The organism is Bacillus sp. CBEL-1, assembly GCF_004348885.1.
GTDB lineage: Bacteria > Bacillota > Bacilli > Bacillales > Bacillaceae_H > Priestia > Priestia aryabhattai_A.
In genome coordinates, this window is the sequence record NZ_SBIM01000013.1 from 1,101,807 (window position 1) to 1,127,935 (window position 26,129).

Sequence of the window (26,129 nt, forward strand, 5' to 3'; positions counted from 1 at the left end):
CTCCTTATTTCTTATAATCTTCAATACTTATACCTTTTTTTGAATACGATACACATAAGCTAAAATCTCAGCTACTGCCTTAAAAAACTCTTCAGGCACAACATCGCCAACTTTTGTTTGCTCATATAAGCCTCTTGCTAAAGGCCGGTTTTCTACCATAATAATTTCATGGCTTTTTGCAACAGCTTTTATTTTTTGAGCTACGAAATCTACTCCGCTTGCTACTACATACGGAGCATCCATTTTATCTTCATCATACTTTAAAGCAATTGCATAATGAGTTGGATTCGTAATGACAACATCAGCTTTTGGCACTTCTTGCATCATTCTAGACATTGCCATTTCGCGCTGTTTCTGCTTAATTTTAGATTTTATGAGCGGATCGCCTTCCACGTTTTTATTTTCATCTTTAATATCTTGCTTTGACATACGAATATTTTTTTCAAAATCAAATTTTTGGTACATGTAGTCAAGAACAGACAATAAAAGTAAAACACAAGAGGCTGCAAGTCCCATTTGCAAAACTAATTTCGCTAGTGATACTAAGCTGTCTCCAATGCTGCGATGAGATAAAATGAGAACCTGATCAATATTAAGCCACAACACTGCAAACGTAACAGCACCGATTAAGAGAATCTTTAGCGTAGACTTCAATAGTTCAACAATTGCTCTCATCGAAAAAATTCTTTTTGCTCCTTTAATTGGATCAATCTTTTCCAGTTTTGGCTGCAGAGGTTCAGCTGAAAAGAGAACGCCAACCTGCATGTAATTAGCTGCAAGCGCACCTACCAAGGCAACGAGCATAATAGGTCCGAGTGCATACACAATTTCAGGGAGTAAGTCTCGTAGCAAAATAAATACACTTTCTTCCGTAACTTCCGTTAGCATATATGTCTGAAAAGACTCCTTTATAATAAGCATCATCTTTTCAAGCACATACCGAGCCCCGAACATAAAATAGAGAAAAACAAGGAGTAGCATAATAGCTGTCGTGACGTCTTGACTTTTTGCTACTTGTCCTTTTTTTCTAGAATCTTGCCTTTTTTTAGGCGTTGCCTTTTCCGTTTTTTCTCCCGCAAAAAACTGCAAATCTAACCGAACGAGAAACATCTTTATACTCCTCCTAGTAAATGAATCATCGTTCGCATCGACTCTAGCATGTATTCAAAGATTAGCTGCATCATATAAAACATACTTCCCATAACAACGATTAGAAAAAGAAATGCTACGATGATTTTAAGCGGAAATCCTACTACAAAAATATTAAGCTGAGGTACCGTTCTTGCGACAATTCCAAGTGCTATATCGACAAGAAACAACGCACCTACAACCGGAAGCGACATTTGAACGGCTAATAAGAACATCATGCTAAACGTTTTTATAATTGTCGTTACAAACAGTTCACTTCCAACTGAAAATGAAAGTTCGTTAATCTTTAATACTTCATAACTATGATAGACTCCATCTATTAACAAATGATGACCGTTAGTCGATAATAAAAAGAGCAGTGCAAAAATATAGAGGTACTGACCGGTAATAGGACTTTGAGCACCCGTTTGGGGATCCATCACGTTAGCAATAGCAAAGCCCATTTGAAAATCAATTAACCCACCTGCAATCTGAATAGCCATAATCACGATATATGCAATTAACCCCATCGAAATCCCCACGAGACATTCCTTAATGATAAGAAGCAAAAAGTGACTATCAAGTGGAATAATTGGGAAATCTAATGTTGTGATTACCACAAATGATAAAGCTGTTGCTAGCCCTACTTTGTGAAAAGCCGGAACTGTACGATATGAAAAGAGCGGTACCGTAATAAAGAAAGCGGACAATCGTACTAAAACTAAAAGAAATGTTGGATAAATACTGATGAGTTGTGTCATTTTTATCCGATATACCTATGTAGGTTTGAAAAAATATTATACGTAAATGACACCATCTTAGATAACATCCATGGACCAAAAAATACAATTCCTACAAGGACCGCTACAATTTTTGGCACAAAGGCCAAGGTTTGTTCTTGAATCTGAGTTGTTGCTTGAAAGATACTGATAAGCAAGCCGACAACGAGTGCTAATAGCAAAAGTGGACCACACACAATTAAGATTGTATATACGCCTTTTTCTGCTAACGAAATGACAAATTCTCCATTCATATTTTTCACCTATTGAAAACTTATTAATAATGATTTAATGACTAAATTCCAACCGTCTACTAAAACAAAAAGCAAAATTTTAAACGGCAAAGAAATCATAACAGGCGGTAACATCATCATTCCCATCGACATTAATACGCTGGAAATAATCATATCGATGACAAGAAACGGAACAAAGATCATAAAACCAATTTGAAATGCTGTTTTTAATTCACTAATTGCAAATGCAGGAACCAATGCTGTTAATGGAATGTCTTCTACTGAGCTTGGTCTATCCATGTCTGCATATTCCAAAAATAATGCTAAGTCTTTTTGGCGCGTATGAGCACTCATAAACTCTTTCATAGGAAGTGCGGCTTGATCATACGCCTCTGTTAGATTAATTTCTTCATTCAATAACGGCTGTAAAGCTTCTTTATTCACTTGTGAAAATGTTGGTGCCATAACGAAGAACGTTATAAATAAAGCGAGCCCTAACAACACTTGATTGGGAGGCATTTGCTGAGTACCTAGTGACGTTCGAACAAACGAAAGGACAATGACAATTCGAGTAAAGCATGTCATTAAAATTAAAATACCCGGAGCAATTGACAGAACCGTTAGAAGCAGCAATAGCTGGATTGACGTTGATACGCTTTCAGCATTACTAGCATTAAAAATCTCCATTACTTCATTCATTTTGCTTACGGTTCCTTTCTAATTCTTCCAACTTGGCTTTCCGCTTTTTCATTATTTGACTTAACGATTGTGTAAAAGATTTTATATTTTCAACTGCAATTGTTTCCTTTTCTTTTCGCTCAAATAGTGATGGAAGAATCACTTTATATTCACCATCACTGTGTTGATCGTGGTATTTCTTTAACAACTGCTCTTTATCTTCTCCAACCACTTCTGAAAGCAGCTCAATATTGTCTCCTACACCTACAACGAACAGCTGCTCACCTACCTTGACAACTTGAACAGATTTGCTATTCCCAAGGTTTGTTCCACCTAAATTTTCCACTAACTGATTTTGCTTTAACATATTTCCTTTGGACTTAACAACCCTTAATACAATTAGTAATAAACCAATCACAAATGCAAAAGCAAATAACATTTTTACTACTTCACCAGCTGAAATAGTCGCACCTTGATTGGAATTGCTGTCACCAACTGTATTAGCATCCAACTCTTTTTCACAAGCACTTGGATTTTCTATACATTCTTTCACTGAATCTGATGTTTCTGCCGCTTGCACACTTACACTATCTTGAAACAATAGACTTCCAGCGATTCCTAAAATAAATACGATATATCGCAGCAACGTTTGCCACCTCTTACCTTTTCATAGTACAAAGTGGAGCAGAGCAGCTGCTCCACTGTTTTCTTTATCCTACAGCTTTTGAAATAGCTTCAAGAACTCGGTCTGCTTGGAATGGCTTGACGATAAAGTCTTTTGCGCCAGCTTGAATTGCATCGATAACCATTGCTTGTTGTCCCATCGCTGAACACATAATAACTCTCGCAGCTGGATTCAGTTGCTTAATCTCTTTTAAAGCCGTAATTCCATCCATTTCCGGCATTGTAATATCCATTGTTACAAGGTCTGGCTGATGCTCTTTATAAAGATCGATAGCTTTCATTCCATCAGCAGCTTCCCCTACAACCTCGTATCCATTTTTTGTAAGGATATCCTTAATCATCATACGCATAAATGCTGCATCGTCTACAATTAATACTCGTTTACTCATTTTATTTTCCCCCTATATAAAATTACTTTAATTTATTAATACGATCGCGCTGACTAACTATATCCGTCACGCGAACGCCAAAGTTTTCATCAATTACTACGACTTCACCTTTAGCAATCAGCTTGCTATTAATTAAAATGTCCACCGGCTCACCAGCAAGCTTGTCTAGTTCAATAATTGATCCTGATGACATCTCTAAGATTTCTTTAACAGTTCGTTTTGTGCGCCCTAACTCAACAGTTACTTGAAGCGGTATATCTAGTAACATATCTAAATTACGTGTTTCTGGCTGTGAAGGCATTTCATTTCCATCAAAAGATGAAAAAGCAACAGGTTGAACATTAACAGGAGCTGCTGGCATAACTGGCTCTTGCTGTAATGGTTCACTTACATGGTTTTCCAACGGCTGAGAAGGGGCTTCTTGAATAATTTCATCCTCTTCTTCCTCGTGAGCAACCGGATTTAGCAGTTCATTTACTAATCCTTTTGCAAAAGGCAAAGATAAAAGCTGCATAATATTAGAGTCAATTAACGTGCCAACTTTTAAGTTGAATGAAACTTTAACTAAGACATCGTCACCTTCTAGTAAGTTCGCTCCTTCTCCCTCTGGAAGATCTAAGATGTCAAGGCTCGGTGGTGAAATATCTACTTTCTTTTGAAAAATCGTAGACATAGACGTGGCTGCCGAACCCATCATTTGGTTCATTGCTTCTTGAACAGCACTTTGTTTAATTTCATCTAGCAATTCTCCTGGATTTTTTCCGTCTCCACCAAGCATTAAATCAGCAATAATAGCTGCATCACTTTGTTTAATAACAAGTAAATTCCGCCCTGAAATCCCTTCTGTATAATGAACTTCTACCGCAACATGCGGATTAGGAAATTCTTCTTTTAATTCTTCTTTATGAATCAATGAAACATAAGGTGTTGTAATATCAACTTTTTGGTTTAATAAAGTTGACAACGCAGTAGCAGAACTACCAAATGAAATATTGCCAATTTCACCAAGCGCATCACGTTCCATCTCCGTAAAGTGCTTACTAATTTCACTTTCTTCTATGTTGCTACTTGAAGGCATAGGGTCTAATGAAGACGTTCCTTTTAGCAATGCATCGATTTCATCTTGAGAAAGCATATCTCCTGTCATAGCGACGTTCCCCCCTTAAACTGACTTAAGATTTGAATTGCTAACTTCCTTTTCAACTGTCCAGGCTGTGCACTAAACTTTGGCACGCCGCCAACTTGAACGGTAAGAGGTTGATTAACCCCTCGATCCAATCGAATAATATCTCCCTTATCTAAGGAAAGGAAGTCTTCAATGGATATATCAGTTTGCCCTAGCATTGCAACAACTGGAACCGTTGCATCTTGAACTTGTGTTCGAAGCTGTTCAACCTCTAATTCGTTTGGCTCTTTTTTAGATGACTGCATCCAATAATGCACCGATAATTTTGAAATAATAGGCTCCAGCGTAACGTGTGGAATACATAAGTTAATCATGCCTGTTTCTTCACCAATTTGTACACTTAGTGAAATGACCACAACAATCTCATTTGGTGATATAACTTGTAAAAACTGTGGGTTCACTTCAAATTCTTCCATTGCTGGATTAATCACAGCAACTGAGCTCCAGGCCTCTTCCATACTATCTAGCGTTTTATCTAACAAATTACAAAGTAGTTTGGTTTCAATCTCTGTTAAGTTATCTATTTTTTTATTTCCAGCTTCCCCTTTACCGCCTAAAATGCGGTCTAACATTGCGTATGCAATATTTGGATTTACTTCCATGATCACTCTGCCATCCAATGGTTCGACTGACATGACATTTAAAACCGTCATACTCGGAACCGAACGAACAAATTCTTCATAAGGGATTTGGTCTGCTGATACAACTGAAACCTGTGTTATCGTGCGTAGTTGAGCTGACAGCAATGTTGTTAACAGTCTCGCATAGTTCTCATAGATTCTTGTTAAACTTCTAATTTGATCTTTTGAAAATCGTAGGGCCCTTTTAAAATCATAGGACCTGACGCGATTTTTCGTATTTTCGTCTTTTAACTGCTGTGCATCCATCTCTCCTGTCGACAGCGCAGACAACAGTGCGTCAATCTCATTTTGAGACAATACATCACCGGCCAAAAACCTCACCTCCTACCTGCCATCTTCCCATTATTGTAGAACCTTGGAGGTCGTATAAATCTTTACCACATGCCCAGTCTCCATCGAGCTATCGATTTGCTTGGAAATTCGCTCTTCAAGTGCTTTTAAACCTTTTTTCCCCTCGAAATCCTCAGCTGTCATCTCCGATAGTTCTTTAATAATGATGTCTTTTACTTGGAACTCTCTTTTCTGCAATTCTTTAGCTGCCTTTTTGCTGTCCATTTGAATCTTAAATGATAGACTAATATAATTATTGCTTTTTAAATTCGTTTTAATATCAGCAATATCAACAGATGAATCAATCACTTCATCAATGGAAGGAGCCGCTTCAGCTACCGGCTCGCTTGTTAGCTTTAACGTTACAATAACCGCAATACTTCCAATCAATGTCAAAGACAATAAAATAATAACCATAGTACCAACTAACTTATTTTTAAACAAAGCTTACTCCTCCATATCACGTCGCAGACCCAACACATTAACCGATTGATAATAAGCGCATACCTTTTCGTTCACTTCAGCAACTGATTCTTTTACAACCAACTTTTTATTGTTTGTTAGCGTAATGGTCGTGTCAGGAAAGGATTCCACTTGCTCTATGTAAATTGCATTTAGCGTAAATTGCTTTCCATTTAATCTTGTTAAAGTTACCATACCTGATAAAAAGCCAAACTGATAAGCTCAGCTTCTTTCCTCCTAGGCTATTAATTTATCGTTTTAAGTTGACCAACTCTTGTAGAATTTCATCAGAAGTTGTGATGATGCGCGTATTTGCTTGGAAACCACGCTGGGATACGATCATTTCTGTAAATTCTTCCGATAAGTCAACGTTAGACATCTCTAAAGCGCTTGATACGAGCGTTCCTGTTCCGTTTGCTCCTGGTTCATTTAATTGAAAGCCACCTCCATCTATTACACTACCTGAGTTAGCTGTTTCAGAAAAAAGGTTACCTCCGACTTTTTCAAGACCGTCGTTGTTCGGAAACTTTGCTAAAACAACTCGACCAGCAGTTTGTAAAGTGCCTTGAGCATTCACGTAGTTCACGGTTCCATCTTGGCCGATACTAAAGCTTTTAGCATCGTTAGGAATTTGTAACTTTCCTAGGCCGCCTCCTGCTGTTTCACCAATCAAAAAGAGCCCTTCTGCGGTTACCACGTTACCGTCTGCATCTAGATAAAAGTTTCCAGCTCTTGTATACAGCGGATCATTCACCACTTGACTCCCGGCACCTGTTCCAACAGTAAAGAACCCTTCTCCTGAAATAGCCAGGTCAAGTGGCCGACCGGTTGGCTGAATGCTTCCAGAAGTATGTATCGTATCAATTGTTCCAATTTGAGATCCAAGGCCTACCTGCTTTGGATTCACGCCGCCTCGATTCTCTCCCGGTGCACTCGCTCCTGCTATTTGCTGACTAACTAAATCTTTAAATGTTGTACGCCCTTTCTTAAAGCCATAGGTATTAACATTTGAAATATTATTACCAATTACGTCTAACTTCGTTTGAAAATTTTTCATTCCACTAATTCCAGAATACATTGAACGTAACATGTAATTTCCCCCTTATTTATAGTGTTTAACGAGTGACCGATAAAATATCGTTAAGAGTTAACGTTGTATTAGATTCATCATCTAACATAAAAGTAAGCTTACCGTCTTTTACAGAAGTGGCTTTCACAACAGCTTCTTTCTCTTTATTCGTTTCATCCATCCAGGAAACTGTCTTGCCAATAAGCTCACTGCCTTTTAAAATTGGAGATTCACTTTGGACTGCTTGTAAAAATCCCTCTATTGATGTGCTCATATTTGTCATTTGTTCCAGTGTTGAAAACTGAGCCATTTGAGAAATAAATTCCTTGTCTTCCATAGGACTAGTTGGGTCTTGATTTTGTAATTGGGTAATTAAAATCTTTAAAAAATCATCTTTTCCTAGTGAACTTGAGCCTGTTTGCTTTTGCTGTACGGGCTGATTTGCTAAATATAAATTGGATTGAATGGCATCTGTCATCTTCGTCACCTACACATTGTAGTTAATTAATGCTTCTTCTAATGAGTTCAAAAAAGGTTGATTTCTTTCTTCATCCTCTTCATCTTTTACAGTTTGCTTTTCTTGCTTATGTCTTTGCTCCTGGTGCTCCTTATCGTTCGCCATCCACTGATCAGCTGTATGAAAAACCTCAACCTTATCCATTTGCACCTGCTGATTCATCAGCGTTTGTTTCAAAGACCCTAGCTGAGTATCTAAGAGGTCTTTTGTTTGAGAAGATGATGCAATAATTCGAGCGACAGTCTCATGATTTCGCTGCACTAACTCAATTTGAATCGATCCTAATCTTTCAGGGAAAAGCTTTAACACTAGCTTCGTTTGAGAGGCATTCTGATGAAAAGAAGCTTTCACCAGTAGCTCTTGAATTTGCTTCATCACCTTTGATGCTTGCATATCTTTTGGTAAATTCGTGTTTACGTGAAGCGATAGCTGTTGCAGCTTGCTCATTTCACCCGGTATAAACGCCCCTTTATCAACAGAATTTTTTTGATCACCTGACTCACCAGCTTCTATTCTTGTTAATTGGTTAATTGGCATCAAATGATTATCACGTGCTGCAGCAATCCTTTTGGTAATTATGTCGATAAACTTGTTCATCTCTTTATGAGAGAACTGAACAGGTTGTATCTCAGGCTGCTGTAGCTTTTCTTGCAGTGTTTTTAGCTGACTGGGCTCCACTGGAACAAGCTCTCGCAAAAGTTGAAAAAACTGCTGAAATTCTTTAACAAAATTTTTTATGTTTCCCCGTAACGTGACATCTTCTGAGTGCGCCTTTAAATTCGTAGCACTGGAAAGCAATTGCTGAAGCTTAGACTCTTTTGTTCCGCTCGTAGGGAGCTGTTGAATAAACTCCATAAAAGGTTTAAACAAAATACTTTGCTCTTCTCCCTCTATCTTGTTACCATCCCCTTCTTCTAAATGAAGCTCAAACAACGCCAAAAATTCAGTCAAGTCTTCGCTACTAGCTACGTTCATTATTTGATTGTTTAAAGGCTGGTTAATCGGTTGACTGCTTTCACTGAGATTATTAGTCGTTTCAATTACTCCATATAGCATCGTTTGAAATAAAAAAGGATTCTCTGTCACAACTGTAGTATCTACCTTTGGCTTATCCTTCATAACTGGAAACATAGGCTGCATAGCTACCTTCATTTCTTCACCTCCATTACTCACTCAACGGCTCAGCTAGTAAACTTGTATAGCGAGCTGCAACGGTAGGGTCCATCTTTTCTAAGACTTTCGTGCGTGCATCCGTTTTTAATGCTTTTAGCAGCAAGATAGCTTCATTTTCTTTTAATTCGGTAAAAATGAGAGCTGCTTTCGCTGGCTTCATCTTTTCATAAGTCGAGACAATATCTTTCTGTTCATCATCTCCATCACCTTCTTGACTAGAAGCACCTTTCTCATCTTCTGAATCCCTAATCTTAATTTTCAACTCATCAATCTCACGCTCTTTAGCCATTATTTCTTCTTCTAAGCTTTGAATATTGTCTTCTTTCTTTTGAAGCTTTTCGTTTAGGCTCTTTATTTGATTTTCTAATTCTTTATTTGCCTGTTGCTGATTAGTAGATTTTAAACTTTCATTATCGTTTCCTATTACAGGAAGAGATGACGTTGCCGACGAGATTTTCTCTTGAACATCGACTCCACTAATTGTTAAACCAATATAAATAGCTGTAATAATGAACAGCAGTGGTATAAAAATAATAAATAAGAAAACTTGCCACTTACTATGCTTTTTTTCTTCTACCTCTTCATAATCATTTTGCTTTTTTTTAGCCATTTCCTCACCTAATTTCTGTGTAGCATAAACTGTTGCAGAGAAATCTCATCCATTTGTTTACTTTCTGCATCACCCTGAGTTTTTAGGTAGCTTGTATAGCTCTTGTCTTTAAGCTTTTCATACTTTTTGCACTCAATATTTTTTTCTTGAAGTTTCAGTTCCCTCATACTCATCTGCTGTCGTGCCAACATGACGTCTCGCTGAAGATTAGCAATTGTCACTTCAACACTTTCAAGCGCTTGTTGAAAAAATTTAATCTCACTAATTACCAAACCACTTTTAAACTTTTTTGCCTGAACTTCAAGCAGTTCTTCTTTCTGCTTGAGCTTATCGTAAAGCTCCTGCCCGACTTGTTCGAAATATTGAACTGATTCGTTATATTGAGCTAATAAACGATTTTTTTCATCTTGCTTGATCGTCATGACTTTTGCCAACTTAAATTGATACGTCACATTCGTTCACCTTTCTGAAAGAGCTGTTTTAGTATCTCTACGCTATCTGTAAGCGTCGGATGTTCATTCGTTTCTTGCTTTAAAAATGAAATAAGTTCTGGATAATATGAAATAGCTTCATCGATTTCAGCAGAGGAGCCTCTTTTGTAGGCACCAATATTAATAAGATCTTCCGCTTCAATATATGTAGAAAGTAGTAACCGTAGCTTTTCAGCACTTATTTTATGATTTTCTTCTACAATATGATTCATTACGCGACTAATACTTTTGAGCACATTAATGGCTGGATATTGACCTTTATTAGCTAAATTCCGGTCCAGTACGATATGCCCGTCAACGATTCCTCGAACCGTATCGGCAATTGGTTCATTCATATCATCACCGTCAACTAATACCGTATAAAATGCTGTAATAGAGCCTTGTTCAGTAGTACCTGTTCTTTCTAGCAGACGCGGTAGTGAAGCAAAAACCGACGGCGTATATCCTTTGGTTGTAGGAGGCTCTCCTACAGCTAAGCCAATTTCTCTCTGCGCCATAGCAACGCGTGTAACGGAATCCATCATCATCATGACGTTAAGCCCTTGGCTTCGGAAATATTCTGCAATCGATGTAGCTGTATACGCAGCCTTCATTCGTAACAACGGAGGTTGATCAGACGTCGCGACAACGACGATTGAGTTTCTCAATCCTTCCGAACCTAAGTCTCTTTCAATAAACTCACGGACCTCCCGACCTCGTTCTCCTACTAATGCAATAACGTTGACATCTGCATTCGTATTTCTCGCAATCATTCCCATGAGCGTACTTTTCCCAACTCCACTTCCTGCAAAGATTCCAATCCGCTGACCCTTACCGACTGTAAGCAAACTGTCAATCGCCCGAACTCCTACTTCAATTGGTTCAGAAATCGGTGGGCGATGCAATGGATTAGGAGGGTCCTGTTCGGTTAGTACTGAAGGAAGATAACTAGGTAAGCTAGTTCCATCAAGTGGATTACCTAGGGAATCTAGCGCTCGCCCAATCAATTCAGCTCCTACTTTTACTTGAAGAGGCTTTTCAGTCGTTTCCACTATGCAGCCAGGTCCAATATATCGAACAGATGTATAGGGCATTAAAATGACATGCTCATCTTTAAATCCAACCACTTCTGCTTGAATTCGTTCACAAGTATCTTTTAAATGGATGTAGCAAACATCACCAATTGAAGCTTGTGGCCCTCTTGATTCAATCATCATGCCAATGACTCTGCTAACTTTCCCATATCGTTTAAACGAAGAGAGATGAGCTATTTCAGGAATAAGCTGTTTCACTTTCACTTTGCTTTTCCTCCATTAAACGTAATTTCAATTTCTTCTTTAGTTCCATTAATTGACTATCAACAGATGCATCGAGCTTTCCATATACCGACTCAATAATGCAATTCTCACCTGTTAAATTTTCATCTGCGTATATGAATAAACTAGCTTCTCCATTCAATATATCGAACAATTGCTGTTTATTTTCACACATCATTTCATAATGGCAAGGTGCCACAAAGATTCGAAGCTCTTTGCTTTCTCTAACTTCCTTTATTGCTTGCTTAACCAGTGATAAAAAGCCCTGCTCATTATCACGTTGAAGTTTTTGCCCAATGACTTTCTCAGCAAGTGTAAAACCAAGCTCTAATATAACCTCTTCAGCTTGAGAAAGGTAATCAGTATAATCTCTTTTAGCCACGTTAACAGCAGCTTGCGCTTCTTCTAAAAGTGCTATATAGTCCTGATATCCCGCATGTTGCCCCTCACTATATCCGGCATTAAAACCTTTTTTCTTCTCCGCTTCATACAGCTGTACTTTTTCATTTTCCCACTGCTGGCGTTCTGCTTTAATTTGCTGCTTGACTTCTAGTAGTCTTGCCTCAGCTTCTTCATAAAGACGCGCAGATGCTTCTTTTGCTTCAGTAATAATTTTGTCAGGATTTTCATTATTTACTGCTCGGCCATTTGAATTGTTCAAATTTTTTTCACTAAATAGTGGCTTGATTTCAATTTTTTTGGCTGAATCATTTACATGGTTTGCATAGATAGATTTAATGATACTAGACAATAATATCGTCTCCTCCACCTCTTGCAATAACTACTTCTCCCATGTCTTCTAATCTACGAATGGCCCCCACAATGCGAGATTGAGCTTCTTCTACATCTTTTAAACGGACTGGTCCCATATACTCCATTTCTTCTGTAAACGTATCTACCATTCGCTTAGACATATTGCGGAATATAATATCTTTTACTTCTTCACTTGCTACCTTTAAGCTCAACAGCAAGTCTTCATTTTCAACTTCACGAACGACACGCTGAATCGATCGGTTATCCAACGTCACAATATCTTCAAAGACAAACATACGCTGCTTGATCTCTTCAGCAAGCTCTGGATCTTGAATTTCTAGAGTATCAATAATAATTTTCTCTGTTGCACGATCCACACCATTTAACACTTCGACAACCGTCTCAATTCCACCAGTATGAGTATAATCTTGGGTCACCGTTGTCGAAAGCTTTCTTTCTAAAATTTGTTCTACCTCACTGATGACTTCTGGAGATGTGCTATCCATTGTAGCAATTCTTCTTGCAATATCACCTTGACGCTCTTGAGGTAAAGATGACAGAATCTGCCCCGCCTGAGCTGGTTCTAAATAGGATAGAATCAAAGCAATTGTTTGCGGATGCTCATGCTGAATAAAGTTTAAAAGTTGCATTGGTTCTGCTTTACGAGCAAAATCGAATGGTCGAACTTGCAAAGATGAAGTTAAACGATTAATAATCATTATGGCTTGTTCAGGACCTAAAGCTTTTTCCAATACTTCCTTGGCATAAGTAATGCCACCTTTTTCTATATAATTCTGAGCAATTGTCATTTGCTCAAATTCTTTTAAAACGGCTTCTTTAATTGCAGGCTCTACTTTTCGCATCGAAGAAATCTCAAACGTTAACTGTTCAATTTCATCTTCGCTTAAATGCTTATAGACGGAAGCGGATGCATCAGGACCAAGGGAAATTAATAAAATAGCTGCTTTTTGCTTGCCTGTTAATTCACTTTTACTTACTACTTTCGCCACTATACTCCCTCCTACTCCTCACTAATCCAAGTGCGCAATAGCTTTGCGAATTCATCTGGTTGCTCACCTGCAAGCTCTTCTAGACGTTTTCTTGACTGCTGTTCTTCACTTAGGACAGGAGGCTTTTGAATAGTTTCAATTGGTTCTTCATACTCACCTTCATATTCATAGAACTCGTCTTTCAATTCCCTTCTACGCTTTAACAATAAGAAAAGAAGTGCAAGGATAACGAGCAGTAAACCACCACCCACAAAGTATAGCCATGTTGGAATCCCGCTTTGTTGCTGATTAGAGGCTACTTGCTGTTCTTTAAACGGCTGTACGGAAACTACAATTTTGTCGGCAATCTGATTGTCAGTTAACTCAGCACCTTGTTCATCCTTTGAAATTGACGTACGAACAATTGTGCTTAACACTTGCTGAATGTCATCCTCTAAACTCCCAGCTAGTTCACCTTCACCGTTTGCATTAGAAGGATCAATCATTACTTGAATTCCTAAATCACGAACTTTATAAGGACTCTCTACGATTTCTTTACGAATTCTATTTACTTCGTTATTAATTCGTTCTTCTGCTTTTTCATAATCCCCGCTATCATTGCTTCCACTTTCAACATAATTTGTTGTATCTTCTTCACCAGTTCCTGCAATCCCACCGTCTTCAGGATTCTTTCCGGTAAACGTCTCATTGATTCTCTCTACGCTTACTGCAAGGCCTTCCATATTTTCTTTATCTACAGGTTCAATTAGATTCTCTTCTCGGTTCTCCTGCGTAAAGTCAATATCAGCGGTTACAGAAACCATGACTTTGTCTTGTCCAACCAATCTACCTAACATTTGTTGAACTTGACGCTGAACATCACGTTCAATTTCTTTTTTAATACCGTGCTGAGTAGCAAAACTAGATGAATTAGACATTTCTTCGCTGCTGTTTAAGTCGAAATATTCAAAGTTTTGATTCATAATTACGATATTATCCGTAGGTAAATTTGGAACACTTTTTGAAACCAAATGATAGAGAGATTTTATTTGTCCCTCATCGAATTTGTAGCCTGGCTGTGTATTTAAAACAATTGATGCTGAAGCTTCTCCCTGCTCATCTTTCACCCAAACACTTTCTTCCGGCAAACTAATCATCACGTTTGCATTATTGACACCTTGGATATTCTTCATCAGGTTAGCTATTTCTGTTTGCATAGCTTCCAGCTTCACAACGTTAAATTCATTATCTGTCATACCAAATCCAGCATTTTGTCCAAAGAAGGAATAATCGATGCTCCCGCTGTCTGGTATACCTTGTGCAGCAAGATCCACCTTTAATGAATCAACATGTTGTTCCGGTACTGAAATAACCGTTCCGTTTTCTGAGATTTCAGAAGGGATCTTTCTTGTATCCAGTTCTGCTTTAATTTGACCTGTTTCCTGTACGGACAAGTTGCTGTATAGGGGGACAAACTTCTCATTCGTTGCTACTAAAGAAATAGCAATAAGGGCAATTAGTAGCGCCAGGGGGCCACCAATGATTAAGCCTTTTTGAATCTTAGTGCGCTTTGACCAGAACGCACCTATCTGATTTTTATAGAGTGCTAGTTTTTCATTCATTACAATCCTCCGGCTATTACTTGTTTTCTATCTAGGGATGAAATAACCGCAACCATTTATTACATCTGCATACGCATCATTTCTTGATATGCTTCAACAGCTTTATTACGTATTTCAATTGTCGTCTGCATCGCGATACTGGCTTTTTGTGATACAATCATGACATTATGTAAATCAATTTTCTCTCCACGAGCTAACTTTTCCGTGGCCAAATCTGATGCCTTTTGTGCATTATTTACTTTGTTTAACGATTCTTTTAAAAGATTTGAAAATTCACTATGAGCTTCTTTAACTGTCCCTGTGTTTGATACTTTCTCAGTTAGTATCGGCATTTGATGCTGAATTGCTTGAATCATACTTTTTCACCTTACTTTCCTATTTCCAATGCTTTCAATAATAAATTTTTATTTGCGTTTAACACTGTAACGTTCGCTTCATATGATCTTGTTGCACCAATTAAATCCGTCATCTCTTTTAATGGATCCACATTTGGAAGTTGAACATATCCTTCTTCGTTTGCATCAGGATGCGTTGGGTTATAGACAAGCTTAAAAGGGGATTGATCTTCTGTTACTGCCTTAACTCTCACACCGCCCGCTGAGCTTTTACTCATTTCACTTTGTAGTAACGAAGAAAAGCTTGAACCACCGCTCGATTGCAGTGCAACCATTTTTCTGCGATATGGCTGCCATTCTCCATTTACAAGTTCACTTCTCGTTGTTTCGGCATTCGCCATATTAGAAGAAATAACATCCATTCGCAGTCGATTAGCAGTTAAAGCTGAGCCAGATATGCTGAGGTTTTGAAATATTGACATCTCTATTTCCCTCCTCTAATGACAGTTTGTAGAGAATTAAATTTACCGTTAAGACGATCAATTAATGCTTCATAATAAATTTGATTTTCTGCCATTGCAGTCATTTCTTTATCTAAATCAATTCCGTTACCATTTTCTTGGTATGCGTAATTTGTTGTTGAAATAACAGCCGCTTGTTCCGATGATTTTGAGAATTCAATATGCTTCTCATTTGTGCGATAAGCTTTCAATGAATGTTGAAGCTCTGCCTGAAATTGATTCTTTCGAGATACATCTTTAGCCTTATAGTTTGGCGTATCTACATTTGCAATGTTTTGAGAAATTGTTTGCTGCTTAAGCATTGAATAGTTCAGACCATGCTCTAATGACTGAATTGTTCCTGAAAATAAACTCATATAGGACACCTACTTACCATGTTTGGTTTTTTGACAAATTTCGACTTTTATACCATAAAGCCTATTGTAAAAAAAAGTATGGTTCTTGTCTATACCTAACAAGGAACTTTTGTACTACATTACTAAAATTTATCATTGAATTAACAAATCTATTTTAACACCTATAAAATAGGTTCGTGCTCTTTTTTCGACAAAATACACTAAATATAATTAATAAGACTCTTATAAATTACTTTTAATGTAATTTATAAGAGTCTTAAATACTAAAAATTGAAAGATTAATCGATTTTAAGTATAGTCTTAATGGATTATATTTATTCAAATTAACTAGTTCTTTATGATCTTTTGGTGTTTCAATTAAAAATTAAACAAAAATGATAATAGTTCTATTAACTCGCATTTTATATAAAAAAGGTACTTTTTTAGGAGAGAAACCTTAACAAAAAAAGAGACCTTTGACTGCTAGTCAAAGGTCTCTTTACTCTAACGATTAGTTTGATTTTAATTTTGCTAATTCAACAAGAAACTTGCTGTTTAATACTTTAATATACGTTCCTTTCATTCCTAGAGAACGTGACTCAATTACACCAGCACTTTCAAGCTTACGAAGTGCATTTACAATTACAGAGCGTGTAATTCCTACACGGTCAGCAATTTTACTTGCTACTAATAAACCTTCATTGCCATTTAACTCTTCAAAAATATGCTCAATTGCTTCTAACTCACTGTATGATAGTGAACTAATAGCCATTTGAACAACTGCTTTACTACGAGCTTCCTCTTCAATCTCTTCAGCTTTCTCACGAAGAATCTCCATACCAACTACAGTTGCCCCATATTCAGCTAGGATTAAATCATCATCTGCAAAGTTACGATCTAAACGAGCTAATACTAACGTACCTAATCTTTCCCCTCCACCAATAATTGGAACGATTGTTGTTAAACCAGCTTCAAAAAGCTCTTTGTTTTCAACAGGGAACGCTGTGTATTCGCTATTAATATCTAAGTTTGAAGATGTTTCAGAAATGTTGAATAAGTTTTGCGTATACTCTTCTGGGAATTGACGTGCTTCTAACATACCCTTCATACGGTCATTTTCAATCTGTTGTTTAACTGCAATTCCTAACAACTTACCGCGACGACTAACGACAAACACGTTTGACTCGATAACTTCGCATAAAGTTTCAGCCATTTCTTTAAAGTTTACTGGTTTCCCAGCAGCCTTTTGTAACATCGCATTAATCTTTCTAGTTTTTCCTAATAAATCCATTATTCTTGTTCCTCCTGAAATCTCTATTCTATACCTATAAAATAAATTGACTTAAATCTTTATTTTTCGCAATCTTTTCTAACTTACTTTCCACGTATTGAGGAGTAATAACGATCTTTTCTAACGTGACTTCTGGCGCTTCAAATGATAGGTCTTCGAGTAACCTTTCAAGAATAGTATGAAGTCTTCTTGCCCCAATATTATCCGTATCTTGGTTAACATGAAAGGCAATTTCTGCAATCTTACGTATAGCATCGTCAGAAAATTCAATTTGTATACCTTCAGTTTCCAATAATGCTACATATTGTTTTAATAGTGCATTATCTGGTTCAACTAAAATACTCATAAAATCTTCTACCGTTAATTTTGTCAACTCAACACGAATTGGAAAACGCCCTTGTAATTCCGGAATTAAATCCGAAGGCTTGGAAACATGAAACGCACCCGCAGCAATAAATAACACATGATCTGTCTTAATTGCTCCATACTTTGTTACAATTGTAGAACCTTCTACAATTGGAAGGATATCGCGTTGCACACCTTCACGTGATACATCCGCCGAAGAAGAATTGCCGCTTTTTTGAGCAATTTTGTCAATTTCATCAATAAAGATAATTCCATACTGTTCTGCACGATGAATGGCTTCTTGTGTCACTTCATCCATATCAATTAATTTTTGTGCTTCTTCGTTTGTTAACACTTTACGAGCTTCTTTCACCGTAAGTTTACGCTTTTTCTGTTTCTTTGGCATAAAGTTACTTAAAGCATCTTGCATATTCATCCCCATCTGTTCCATACCCGAACCTTGAAGCATATCAAACATTGAAGGTTGCTGTTCTTCTACCTCAATTGTTACATAATGATCCTCAAGCTCTCCAAGGGCTAACTGATGAGCGACTTGCTTACGCTTTGTTTCAACATTTACTTCTTCTTCTTGTTCTGCTTGAGTATCGGCTTGCTGTGAATTATTGGAGAAAATCATTTCAAATGGATTTTTAAATGCCTGTTGCTTTTTCTTGCTTGGAACTAAAAGTTCAACAAGACGCTTATTGGCATTTCTTTGCGCACTATCCGATACAGAAACCATTTTTTCTTCTTTCACTAATCGAACTGATGTCTCCACTAAATCACGGACCATTGATTCTACATCACGACCAACGTAACCTACTTCTGTAAACTTTGTTGCTTCTACTTTAATAAAGGGTGCACCAACAAGCTTCGCAAGTCTGCGTGCAATCTCTGTTTTACCAACACCAGTGGGCCCAATCATTAAAATGTTTTTGGGAACAACTTCATCTTTCAAAGCTTCATTTAGTAAGCTACGTCGATAGCGATTTCTTAGCGCAACGGCAACCGCTTTTTTTGCACTTGTTTGGCCAACAATATATTGATCAAGCTTTTCAACTATTTGTCGAGGCGTTAAATGAGAATTCATAGAAAATCCCCTTTCCTACAGTTCTTCTACAATAATTTGATTATTCGTATACACACAAATCTCACTTGCAACATCCAAAGCAGCTTTTGCAATTTCTTTTGCAGTTAAATGTTCTCCGGCATGCTGTTTTAATGCACGGCCAGCCGATAATGCATAATTCCCACCAGAACCGATAGCTAAAATTCCATCATCAGGCTCAATGACCTCACCTGTTCCCGAAACCAATAATAGGCTATCTCTGTTCATCACAATCAGCATAGCTTCTAGTTTGCGTAAAACTTTATCACTTCGCCATTGCTTTGCTAATTCAACTGATGCACGCTGTAAATTGCCATTATATTCTTCTAGCTTGCTCTCAAACATTTCGAACAATGTGAACGCATCAGCAACTGAACCTGCAAACCCGGCTAAAACCTGTCCTTGAAATAAGCGACGCACTTTTTTAGCTGTATGCTTCATTACAACAGCATTTCCAAACGTCACTTGCCCATCACCTGACATAGCGCATTGACCATTATGTTGAACGGCAAAAATCGTTGTAGCATGAAATGTAGACATAATAACTAACTCCTCCTTCTATGCACGAGGATGATGATTCATATATACTGTTTTTAACCGATCCTTCGTTACATGCGTATATATTTGAGTTGTGGATAAATTTTCATGACCAAGTAGCTCTTGAACCGTACGTAAGTCAGCTCCTTCGTTTAATAAGTGCGTAGCAAAGGTATGACGTAAAACGTGAGGACTAATATGTATGTTCTCTGCTGTTTTATTCATAAGGTTTTCAATAACTAACCGAATACCTCGGTCCGTCAATGGTGTTCCGCGATTATTTAAAAAGAGCGCATTCGTTTTGGTAGCGCTTTTGCTTTTTAACTGCACTCGCCCATTCTGTATATATGTATGAAGAGAATTCTTTGCATATTTACCAAATGGAACGTAGCGCTGTTTTTTTCCTTTTCCATGCACAAGAAGCGTTTGAAGTGAAAAGTCAATATCACTTAGCTGAATGGTTGCACATTCGCTCACACGAATTCCCGTAGCATACATTAATTCAAGGATTGCTTGATTACGTTGCCCGAGAGGCGTACTATGATCATTTAGTTCAAACAGTTTCATCAGCTCTTCAGCATAAAGAAAGCGCGGCGTGTACTGATCTTTTTTCGGCAATGAAACGAGCGCAAACGGATTTTCAATCACTATTTGTTCACGATACAAGTATCGATAAAAGCTTCGTAAACACGAAATCTTTCTCGACATTGATTTTTTTGAATATGACTTTTCATATAACCTTGTTAAAAACAGTCTCGCATCTGCATATGTAACATCTTGTAAATTTTGTATTTGTTCTGCTTCTAAAAAAGAAATGAACGACTCAATATCTTTTTCATAGCAATCAACTGTATATTGTGAATAGTTCTTTTCAATTTGTAAATATTCTAGGAAGGAATTTAAAGAAACTTTAACAAATTCCACTCATATCACCTCACAAGGGCTACTAAATATTATCACAATTCAGTAGCCCTTGCAAATAATTTCGTTATTTTGTTGTAAAATTCTGAATAGTTTCTAATGCTCTTGTAGCCAGCGCTTCATTTCGCTCTTTTTTGTTTTTGATACGGACTTCTAGCTCTTTAAACAAGCCAAAATTTGCGTTCATCGGTTGGAAATTTTTCGCACTCGTATGCGTGATGTAGTGAGCCATACTTCCAATCGCTGTTTCTTGAGGCAACACGACTAGCTCTTCCCCTAACACGTAACGGGCTGCATTCATTCCAGCCATTAAACCGCTAGCAGCAGATTCAACATAACCTTCTACTCCGGTCATTTGACCAGCAAAAAACAAGTCATCGCGTTCGCGATACTGATAAGTTGGACGAAGTAGCTTCGGAGAGTTAATGAACGTATTGCGGTGCATTACTCCATAGCGAACAACTTCAGCATTTTCAAGGCCAGGAATTAAGCTTAATACTTCTTTTTGAGCTCCCCATTTTAAGTGCGTTTGGAAGCCGACAATATTATAAAGAGTTCCTGCTGCATCGTCTTGACGTAGTTGTACAACTGCATAAGGTCGTTTACCTGTTTTTGGATCTTCTAAACCTACAGGCTTAAGTGGACCAAACAGCATCGTTTTTTCTCCGCGCGCTGCCATTACTTCAATTGGCATACAACCCTCAAAGTAGATCTCCTTTTCAAACTCTTTTAAAGGTACAACTTCAGCATCAATTAATGCTTGATGAAACTTCGTAAATTCTTCTTTTGTCATTGGGCAGTTTAAATACGCTGCTTCCCCTTTATCATAACGTGACTTTAAGTATACTTTGTCCATATCAATGCTGTCTTTTTCAATGATTGGAGCTGCCGCATCATAAAAGTAAAGATAGTCTTCACCTGTTAAAGTACGGAGTTGTTCTGATAAATCCTTTGATGTCAATGGACCTGTTGCAATAATTGTTGGCCCTTCTGGAATCTTTGTAATTTCTTCGTGTACAACTTCAACATTCGGGTGATTTTTTACACTTTCAGTAACGCGCGCTGCGAACTCATGACGATCTACAGCTAAAGCGCCACCTGCCGGAACTGCGCACGCATCTGCTGATTCGATAATAATTGAGTCTAGCTTACGCATCTCTTCTTTTAATACTCCAACTGCATTTGTTAAAGTGTTCGCACGCAGTGAATTACTACATACTAATTCTGCAAATTTATCTGTATGATGCGCTGGTGTCTGCTTTACCGGACGCATTTCATAAAGTCTTACTTTTAATCCTCTTTTCGCAATTTGCCAAGCAGCCTCGCTTCCAGCAAGACCGGCACCGATTACGTTAATTACTTGTTCTGTCATGTTCAATCCTCCAACTAAAATATCAAACAAAGAAGTATTATAACATACCTTTTTTCTGTTTGTTTAATCGTTTATTTCCACTCGCTGCTACTTTTTTTCTCAAAAAAATACGACGCCATGTAAATGAGTCGCTAAGAACGTTTCCATTTTAGCACACTACCTCATGTCGTCGCACTTATATCCTTCATAAAAATCCATCATTCATCGTTACAATTTATTCCACAGAGCTGATTGTACTTCTTATTGCTGCGTTTCTTCCTTATAATCACAGCTTGTGCACACTACCTGCGTTCCTTTTTTCTGCTTTTTCTCTACGAGTAAACTCTCACATTTTGGACATTTTCTAGCAATTGGCTTATCCCAAGAGATAAATTCACAGCTAGGAAAACGATCACAACCGTAGAAAGTACGTTTCTTCTTGGATTTGCGTTCTACGATGTTTCCTTCTTCACACGTTGGACACTTCACACCAATTTCTTTAACAATTGGCTTCGTATTGCGGCAATCCGGGAAATTTGAACATGCCATGAACTTTCCATAGCGTCCCATTTTAAATACCATTGGTGATCCACAAGATTCACAGTCTTCTCCAGCAGGTTCGTCTTTGATCTCTACTTCTCGCATTTCTTTTTCTGCTTTTTCAAGCCTCTTTTCAAAATCGCGATAAAATTCGTCAATAACTTTAACCCACTGCACGCTTCCTTCTTCCACTTTATCAAGGTCGGTTTCCATTTTAGCTGTGAATTCAACATCTAAAATTTCAGGGAAGAATTCTAAAATAAGTTCTAGAACAATTCCACCAAGCTCAGTTGGTACAAAGCGCTTATTCTCTAGAGCAACATATCCGCGCTTTTGTATCGTATCAAGCGTTGGTGCATAGGTTGATGGCCTTCCTATTCCCAACTCTTCAAGCGTTTTAACTAATCTTGCTTCCGTGTAACGCGGTGGCGGCTGCGTATAATGTTGTTTTGGCTCAATATCTTTTGAATAAGCAACTTCCCCTTCTTCTAGGTTAGGAAGTTGCTTTTCTTTTTCTTCAACTTGGTCATCGCTACCTTCTACATATAGCTTCATAAACCCAGGAAATTTCACTTTTGAACCATTTGCCCGAAACGTTACTTCACCATTTTTTAAGTCAACAGCCATTGTATCCATTACTGCTGAAGACATTTGACTGGCTAAGAAACGTTCCCACACAAGCTTGTATAAACGAAACTGATCTCTTGATAAGAATTCCTTTACATCCGAAGGCTTACGCATTGCTGAAGTTGGACGAATTGCTTCGTGAGCATCCTGTGAGTTGGTTTGCTTCTTTTCTTTTTTCTTTTCTTGTGCCAAATAATCATTGCCATATGCGTTTAAAATATATTCTTTTGCTTCTTCTTGCGCTGTTTCAGAGATTCGGGTTGAATCAGTACGCATGTACGTAATTAAACCAACGGTTCCTTCTTTTCCTAAATCAATACCTTCGTATAACTGCTGTGCAATCATCATTGTTTTCTTTGCTCTAAAGTTCAGCTTTCGTGCTGCTTCTTGTTGAAGAGAAGAAGTTGTAAAGGAAGGAGCAGGATTTCGCTTTCTTTCTTTTTTTGTTACTTTTGAAATCTTAAACTCGTTACCTTCTACCGTCTGAAGAATGGCTTTTACTTCTTCTTCATTAGAAAGGTTTGCCTTCTTTCCTTTGTACTCAATTAATGATCCCTCAAACTGATCGTTATCTTTTTGGAAAGTTGCTTGAACCGTCCAATACTCTTCTGGCTCAAAGTCCGTAATTTCTTTTTCACGATCAATGATTAAGCGTACTGCAATGGATTGAACACGTCCAGCACTTAATCCTTTTTTCACTTTCTTCCATAGTAACGGACTAATGTTATATCCCACTAATCGGTCCAAAATACGTCTTGCTTGCTGTGCATCAACTAAATCCATATTGATTGCACGTGGATGTTTAAAAGACTCTTTGATGGCATCTTTTGTAATTTCATTAAATACAACGCGACAGTCTGATGCAATATCTACATCTAAGCTATGAGCTAAGTGCCATGCAATAGCTTCACCTTCACGATCTGGATCGGCTGCTAAATAGATTTTTTTCGCTTTTTTAGCCGCTGTTTTCAAATCTTTTAGTACCGGTCCTTTACCTCGAATGGTAATATATCTTGGATCGTAGTTGTGTTCTGTATCAATTCCCATTTGACTTTTTGGTAAATCGCGAACATGTCCCATCGATGCTTTTACTTTATATTTTTTTCCTAAATATCGCTCAATTGTTTTAGCCTTAGCAGGCGATTCTACAATTACTAGGTAGTCAGACATCTATTTGCTCCTCCTCAAGAGGTAAAATAAAACCTTCATTATTAATTAATCTTTTTTTATCATATTGTATCAAATGCTTTTGTCTAAATTTCGTTATGTTTCAGTAATACTCTTTCATCTTACAAATCATACATCTTTCCAAATAAAAATTATCTGAGACTTTGGAATCGATGTAATTCACTTATTATATCTGTAGGGTTTTGTACAAGCTTTGCCCCCATTTGAATCAACTTGTTTACTCCTTTTGAAGCATCATCTGTAATAGGGCCAGGTATAGCAAATACTTCTCTTCCTTGCTGAAGCGCTTGGTCAGCTGTAATAAATGAACCACTTCGCTCTTTAGCTTGAACCACAACTGTACCACTTGTCAAGCCACTAATGATTCGATTCCGTTTTGGAAAGTGCCACTTGGCTGGTTTAGTGGGTGGTGGATACTCTGATACTAACAAGTGGTGACGAGCAATTTCATTTGCTAATGGAAGATTATGCTTTGGATAGATATTATAAAAGCCACTTCCTAAAACTGCAATAGTTTTTGCTTGTTTAGCAATAGCTAACTGATGAGCAGCCGTGTCAATACCTAAGGCTAATCCGCTTACAATTACAAATTGATCATGAAGCAATGGAGCTAAAACTGATTGTATAGCATCATATCCGTATTGAGTCGGCTGTCTAGTTCCAACCACGCTTAAACAATCTTTATACTGAAATAATGACAAATCCCCTTTACAAAACAAAACCCAAGGTGGATCATAGATATTTTTTAATAAATGGGGATATTCATCATCAATAATTGTTATACAGTAAATACTTTGCTCTTCATATTTATTTAGAATATCTTGTATTGGAATAGTTTGCAAATATTTTTTCACTTGACATGCTCGATTGAATGGAACCTGAAGAATTTGCTGAAGGTCATTCGGAGAATAATTGTACAGATGTTGAAGAGAAGAATCATACTGTAGAAACGAAAAGATTTGCTTCCAAGTCAATAGCTGACAATGTGATAAGTGAATTATTTTTTTGCGCAACTCATCCATATCATCGACTCCTTTTATGGCATAGAAAATAGTCCTCAGCGAGGAGGACTATTTTATGCTTTAATGAGTTTTACATTTTTCTAATAAGCCTTGTTCTTTTAACACGCTAATTAATGTCTCACCCATTACAGACGGCGTTTCAGCAACTTTGATACCGCATTCATTCATTGTTTTGATCTTTTCAGCAGCCGTTCCTTTTCCACCAGAAATAATGGCACCAGCATGGCCCATACGTTTCCCTGGAGGTGCTGTTTGACCACCGATAAACCCTACTACAGGTTTTGTCATGTTTGCTTTAATCCACTCTGCAGCTTCTTCTTCTGCCGTACCACCAATTTCACCAATCATAATAACAGCATACGTCTCTTCGTCTTCGTTGAAGGCTTTTAGAACATCAATAAAGTTTGTACCATTAACTGGGTCTCCACCGATACCAACTGCTGTTGATTGACCAATTCCCGCTTCAGAAAGTTGATGTACTGCTTCATATGTTAACGTACCAGAGCGTGATACGACACCAACATGACCTTTTTTGTGAATATATCCTGGCATAATACCAATTTTACATTCTTCTGGCGTAATAACACCTGGGCAGTTTGGTCCTACAAGTCTAGTCTTTTTGCCTTCCATATAGCGCTTTACTTTTACCATATCTAATACCGGAATACCTTCTGTGATACAGATAACAAGATCTAACTCTGCATCAACTGCTTCAATAATTGAGTCAGCCGCGAACGCAGGTGGCACGTAAACAACAGAAGCTGTAGCACCTGTTTTTTCTTTGGCTTCTAATACCGTATTAAAAACGGGCACGCCTTCAACTTCCATACCGCCTTTACCTGGTGTTACACCGCCGACGATCTGTGTGCCGTACTCTAACATCTGCGTTGTATGGAAAAGACCTACTCCGCCTGTTATACCTTGTACAATTACTTTTGTGTCTTTATTAATAAATACGCTCATTCCTATCCCCCAGCCT

The 26,129-nt window shown here is 37.7% G+C and carries 30 protein-coding genes; all 30 read right to left on the reverse strand.

Going from position 1 to position 26,129, the window contains the following annotated elements; genetic code table 11:
• Positions 1-27 precede the first annotated feature (27 nt).
• The 30 genes from flhB to sucD all read right to left on the reverse strand — a co-directional run bounded on the left by flhB (position 28) and on the right by sucD (position 26,113).
• Entirely contained in the window at positions 28-1,110 is a 1,083-nt protein-coding gene (gene flhB, locus EPL02_RS15530) for a flagellar biosynthesis protein FlhB (RefSeq protein ID WP_094912574.1), read from the reverse strand.
• A gap of 2 nt (positions 1,111-1,112) precedes the next feature.
• Positions 1,113-1,889: a flagellar biosynthetic protein FliR gene (fliR, locus tag EPL02_RS15535; RefSeq protein WP_131888196.1), complete on the reverse strand. Its 777-nt coding sequence runs from the start codon at positions 1,887-1,889 to the stop codon at positions 1,113-1,115.
• A 2-nt stretch (positions 1,890-1,891) separates the two neighbouring features.
• Complete coding sequence (gene fliQ / locus EPL02_RS15540; RefSeq protein ID WP_131888197.1) at positions 1,892-2,161, reverse strand: flagellar biosynthesis protein FliQ; 270 nt, start codon at positions 2,159-2,161, stop codon at positions 1,892-1,894.
• Between the two features lie 9 nt (positions 2,162-2,170).
• Positions 2,171-2,839: a flagellar type III secretion system pore protein FliP gene (gene fliP, locus EPL02_RS15545; RefSeq protein WP_094912576.1), complete on the reverse strand. Its 669-nt coding sequence runs from the start codon at positions 2,837-2,839 to the stop codon at positions 2,171-2,173.
• Positions 2,832-3,464 carry a flagellar biosynthetic protein FliO gene (locus EPL02_RS15550; protein WP_131888198.1) on the reverse strand — a complete coding sequence of 211 codons (633 nt, stop codon included), beginning with the start codon at positions 3,462-3,464 and terminating at the stop codon, positions 2,832-2,834. The genes fliP and EPL02_RS15550 overlap by 8 nt, the downstream gene beginning before the upstream one ends.
• 64 nt (positions 3,465-3,528) lie before the next feature.
• Positions 3,529-3,891: a response regulator gene (locus tag EPL02_RS15555; RefSeq protein WP_131888199.1), complete on the reverse strand. Its 363-nt coding sequence runs from the start codon at positions 3,889-3,891 to the stop codon at positions 3,529-3,531.
• A 22-nt stretch (positions 3,892-3,913) separates the two neighbouring features.
• The gene (gene fliY / locus EPL02_RS15560) at positions 3,914-5,038 is read right to left on the reverse strand and encodes a flagellar motor switch phosphatase FliY (RefSeq protein ID WP_131888200.1); all 1,125 of its coding nucleotides are present in this window, start codon (positions 5,036-5,038) and stop codon (positions 3,914-3,916) included.
• A complete protein-coding gene (gene fliM, locus EPL02_RS15565) occupies positions 5,035-6,030 on the reverse strand; it encodes a flagellar motor switch protein FliM (protein WP_131888201.1) in 996 nt (331 codons plus the stop codon). Before fliM ends, fliY begins: the two co-directional genes overlap by 4 nt.
• A 30-nt stretch (positions 6,031-6,060) precedes the next feature.
• Positions 6,061-6,492, reverse strand: a complete 432-nt coding sequence (gene fliL / locus EPL02_RS15570; RefSeq protein WP_094912581.1) for a flagellar basal body-associated protein FliL — start codon at positions 6,490-6,492, stop codon at positions 6,061-6,063.
• Positions 6,493-6,495: 3 nt separating this feature from the next.
• Positions 6,496-6,705: a flagellar FlbD family protein gene (locus EPL02_RS15575; protein ID WP_094912582.1), complete on the reverse strand. Its 210-nt coding sequence runs from the start codon at positions 6,703-6,705 to the stop codon at positions 6,496-6,498.
• Between the two features lie 55 nt (positions 6,706-6,760).
• Positions 6,761-7,600: a flagellar basal body rod protein FlgG gene (gene flgG, locus EPL02_RS15580; RefSeq protein WP_131888202.1), complete on the reverse strand. Its 840-nt coding sequence runs from the start codon at positions 7,598-7,600 to the stop codon at positions 6,761-6,763.
• 25 nt (positions 7,601-7,625) lie between these two features.
• Positions 7,626-8,057 (reverse strand): flagellar hook assembly protein FlgD, encoded by a 432-nt coding sequence (gene flgD / locus EPL02_RS15585; protein WP_094912584.1) that lies wholly within the window; start codon positions 8,055-8,057, stop codon positions 7,626-7,628.
• A gap of 9 nt (positions 8,058-8,066) precedes the next feature.
• Complete coding sequence (locus EPL02_RS15590) at positions 8,067-9,248, reverse strand: flagellar hook-length control protein FliK (RefSeq protein ID WP_131888203.1); 1,182 nt, start codon at positions 9,246-9,248, stop codon at positions 8,067-8,069.
• A gap of 13 nt (positions 9,249-9,261) precedes the next feature.
• Positions 9,262-9,879 (reverse strand): MotE family protein, encoded by a 618-nt coding sequence (locus EPL02_RS15595; RefSeq protein WP_131888204.1) that lies wholly within the window; start codon positions 9,877-9,879, stop codon positions 9,262-9,264.
• 8 nt (positions 9,880-9,887) lie between these two features.
• The gene (gene fliJ, locus EPL02_RS15600) at positions 9,888-10,331 is read right to left on the reverse strand and encodes a flagellar export protein FliJ (protein WP_094912587.1); all 444 of its coding nucleotides are present in this window, start codon (positions 10,329-10,331) and stop codon (positions 9,888-9,890) included.
• The gene (gene fliI, locus EPL02_RS15605; RefSeq protein ID WP_094912588.1) at positions 10,328-11,647 is read right to left on the reverse strand and encodes a flagellar protein export ATPase FliI; all 1,320 of its coding nucleotides are present in this window, start codon (positions 11,645-11,647) and stop codon (positions 10,328-10,330) included. The genes fliJ and fliI overlap by 4 nt, the downstream gene beginning before the upstream one ends.
• Positions 11,622-12,416, reverse strand: a complete 795-nt coding sequence (gene fliH, locus EPL02_RS15610) for a flagellar assembly protein FliH (RefSeq protein WP_165932588.1) — start codon at positions 12,414-12,416, stop codon at positions 11,622-11,624. The genes fliI and fliH overlap by 26 nt, the downstream gene beginning before the upstream one ends.
• Positions 12,409-13,428, reverse strand: a complete 1,020-nt coding sequence (gene fliG / locus EPL02_RS15615) for a flagellar motor switch protein FliG (protein WP_094912590.1) — start codon at positions 13,426-13,428, stop codon at positions 12,409-12,411. Before fliG ends, fliH begins: the two co-directional genes overlap by 8 nt.
• An 11-nt stretch (positions 13,429-13,439) precedes the next feature.
• Positions 13,440-15,029: a flagellar basal-body MS-ring/collar protein FliF gene (gene fliF / locus EPL02_RS15620; RefSeq protein WP_131888205.1), complete on the reverse strand. Its 1,590-nt coding sequence runs from the start codon at positions 15,027-15,029 to the stop codon at positions 13,440-13,442.
• Between the two features lie 59 nt (positions 15,030-15,088).
• Entirely contained in the window at positions 15,089-15,385 is a 297-nt protein-coding gene (fliE, locus tag EPL02_RS15625; protein WP_094912592.1) for a flagellar hook-basal body complex protein FliE, read from the reverse strand.
• An 11-nt stretch (positions 15,386-15,396) separates the two neighbouring features.
• Entirely contained in the window at positions 15,397-15,846 is a 450-nt protein-coding gene (gene flgC, locus EPL02_RS15630; RefSeq protein ID WP_094912593.1) for a flagellar basal body rod protein FlgC, read from the reverse strand.
• Positions 15,847-15,848: 2 nt separating this feature from the next.
• On the reverse strand, positions 15,849-16,241 hold the full coding sequence (gene flgB, locus EPL02_RS15635) for a flagellar basal body rod protein FlgB (RefSeq protein WP_094912594.1): 393 nt from the start codon (positions 16,239-16,241) through the stop codon (positions 15,849-15,851).
• A gap of 490 nt (positions 16,242-16,731) precedes the next feature.
• Positions 16,732-17,511 (reverse strand): GTP-sensing pleiotropic transcriptional regulator CodY, encoded by a 780-nt coding sequence (gene codY, locus EPL02_RS15640; RefSeq protein WP_025908993.1) that lies wholly within the window; start codon positions 17,509-17,511, stop codon positions 16,732-16,734.
• Between the two features lie 34 nt (positions 17,512-17,545).
• Positions 17,546-18,946: an ATP-dependent protease ATPase subunit HslU gene (gene hslU / locus EPL02_RS15645; RefSeq protein ID WP_094912595.1), complete on the reverse strand. Its 1,401-nt coding sequence runs from the start codon at positions 18,944-18,946 to the stop codon at positions 17,546-17,548.
• 15 nt (positions 18,947-18,961) lie between these two features.
• Positions 18,962-19,504: an ATP-dependent protease subunit HslV gene (hslV, locus tag EPL02_RS15650; protein WP_025908995.1), complete on the reverse strand. Its 543-nt coding sequence runs from the start codon at positions 19,502-19,504 to the stop codon at positions 18,962-18,964.
• An 18-nt stretch (positions 19,505-19,522) separates the two neighbouring features.
• Positions 19,523-20,425, reverse strand: coding sequence for a tyrosine recombinase XerC (gene xerC, locus EPL02_RS15655; RefSeq protein WP_094912596.1), 903 nt, complete (start codon positions 20,423-20,425; stop codon positions 19,523-19,525).
• Positions 20,426-20,489: 64 nt separating this feature from the next.
• On the reverse strand, positions 20,490-21,794 hold the full coding sequence (trmFO, locus tag EPL02_RS15660; protein WP_094912597.1) for an FADH(2)-oxidizing methylenetetrahydrofolate--tRNA-(uracil(54)-C(5))-methyltransferase TrmFO: 1,305 nt from the start codon (positions 21,792-21,794) through the stop codon (positions 20,490-20,492).
• A 240-nt stretch (positions 21,795-22,034) separates the two neighbouring features.
• Entirely contained in the window at positions 22,035-24,110 is a 2,076-nt protein-coding gene (gene topA, locus EPL02_RS15665) for a type I DNA topoisomerase (protein WP_094912598.1), read from the reverse strand.
• A gap of 149 nt (positions 24,111-24,259) precedes the next feature.
• On the reverse strand, positions 24,260-25,150 hold the full coding sequence (gene dprA, locus EPL02_RS15670) for a DNA-processing protein DprA (RefSeq protein WP_094912599.1): 891 nt from the start codon (positions 25,148-25,150) through the stop codon (positions 24,260-24,262).
• A 60-nt stretch (positions 25,151-25,210) separates the two neighbouring features.
• A complete protein-coding gene (gene sucD / locus EPL02_RS15675; protein WP_025909000.1) occupies positions 25,211-26,113 on the reverse strand; it encodes a succinate--CoA ligase subunit alpha in 903 nt (300 codons plus the stop codon).
• Between the last annotated feature and the right edge of the window lie 16 nt (positions 26,114-26,129).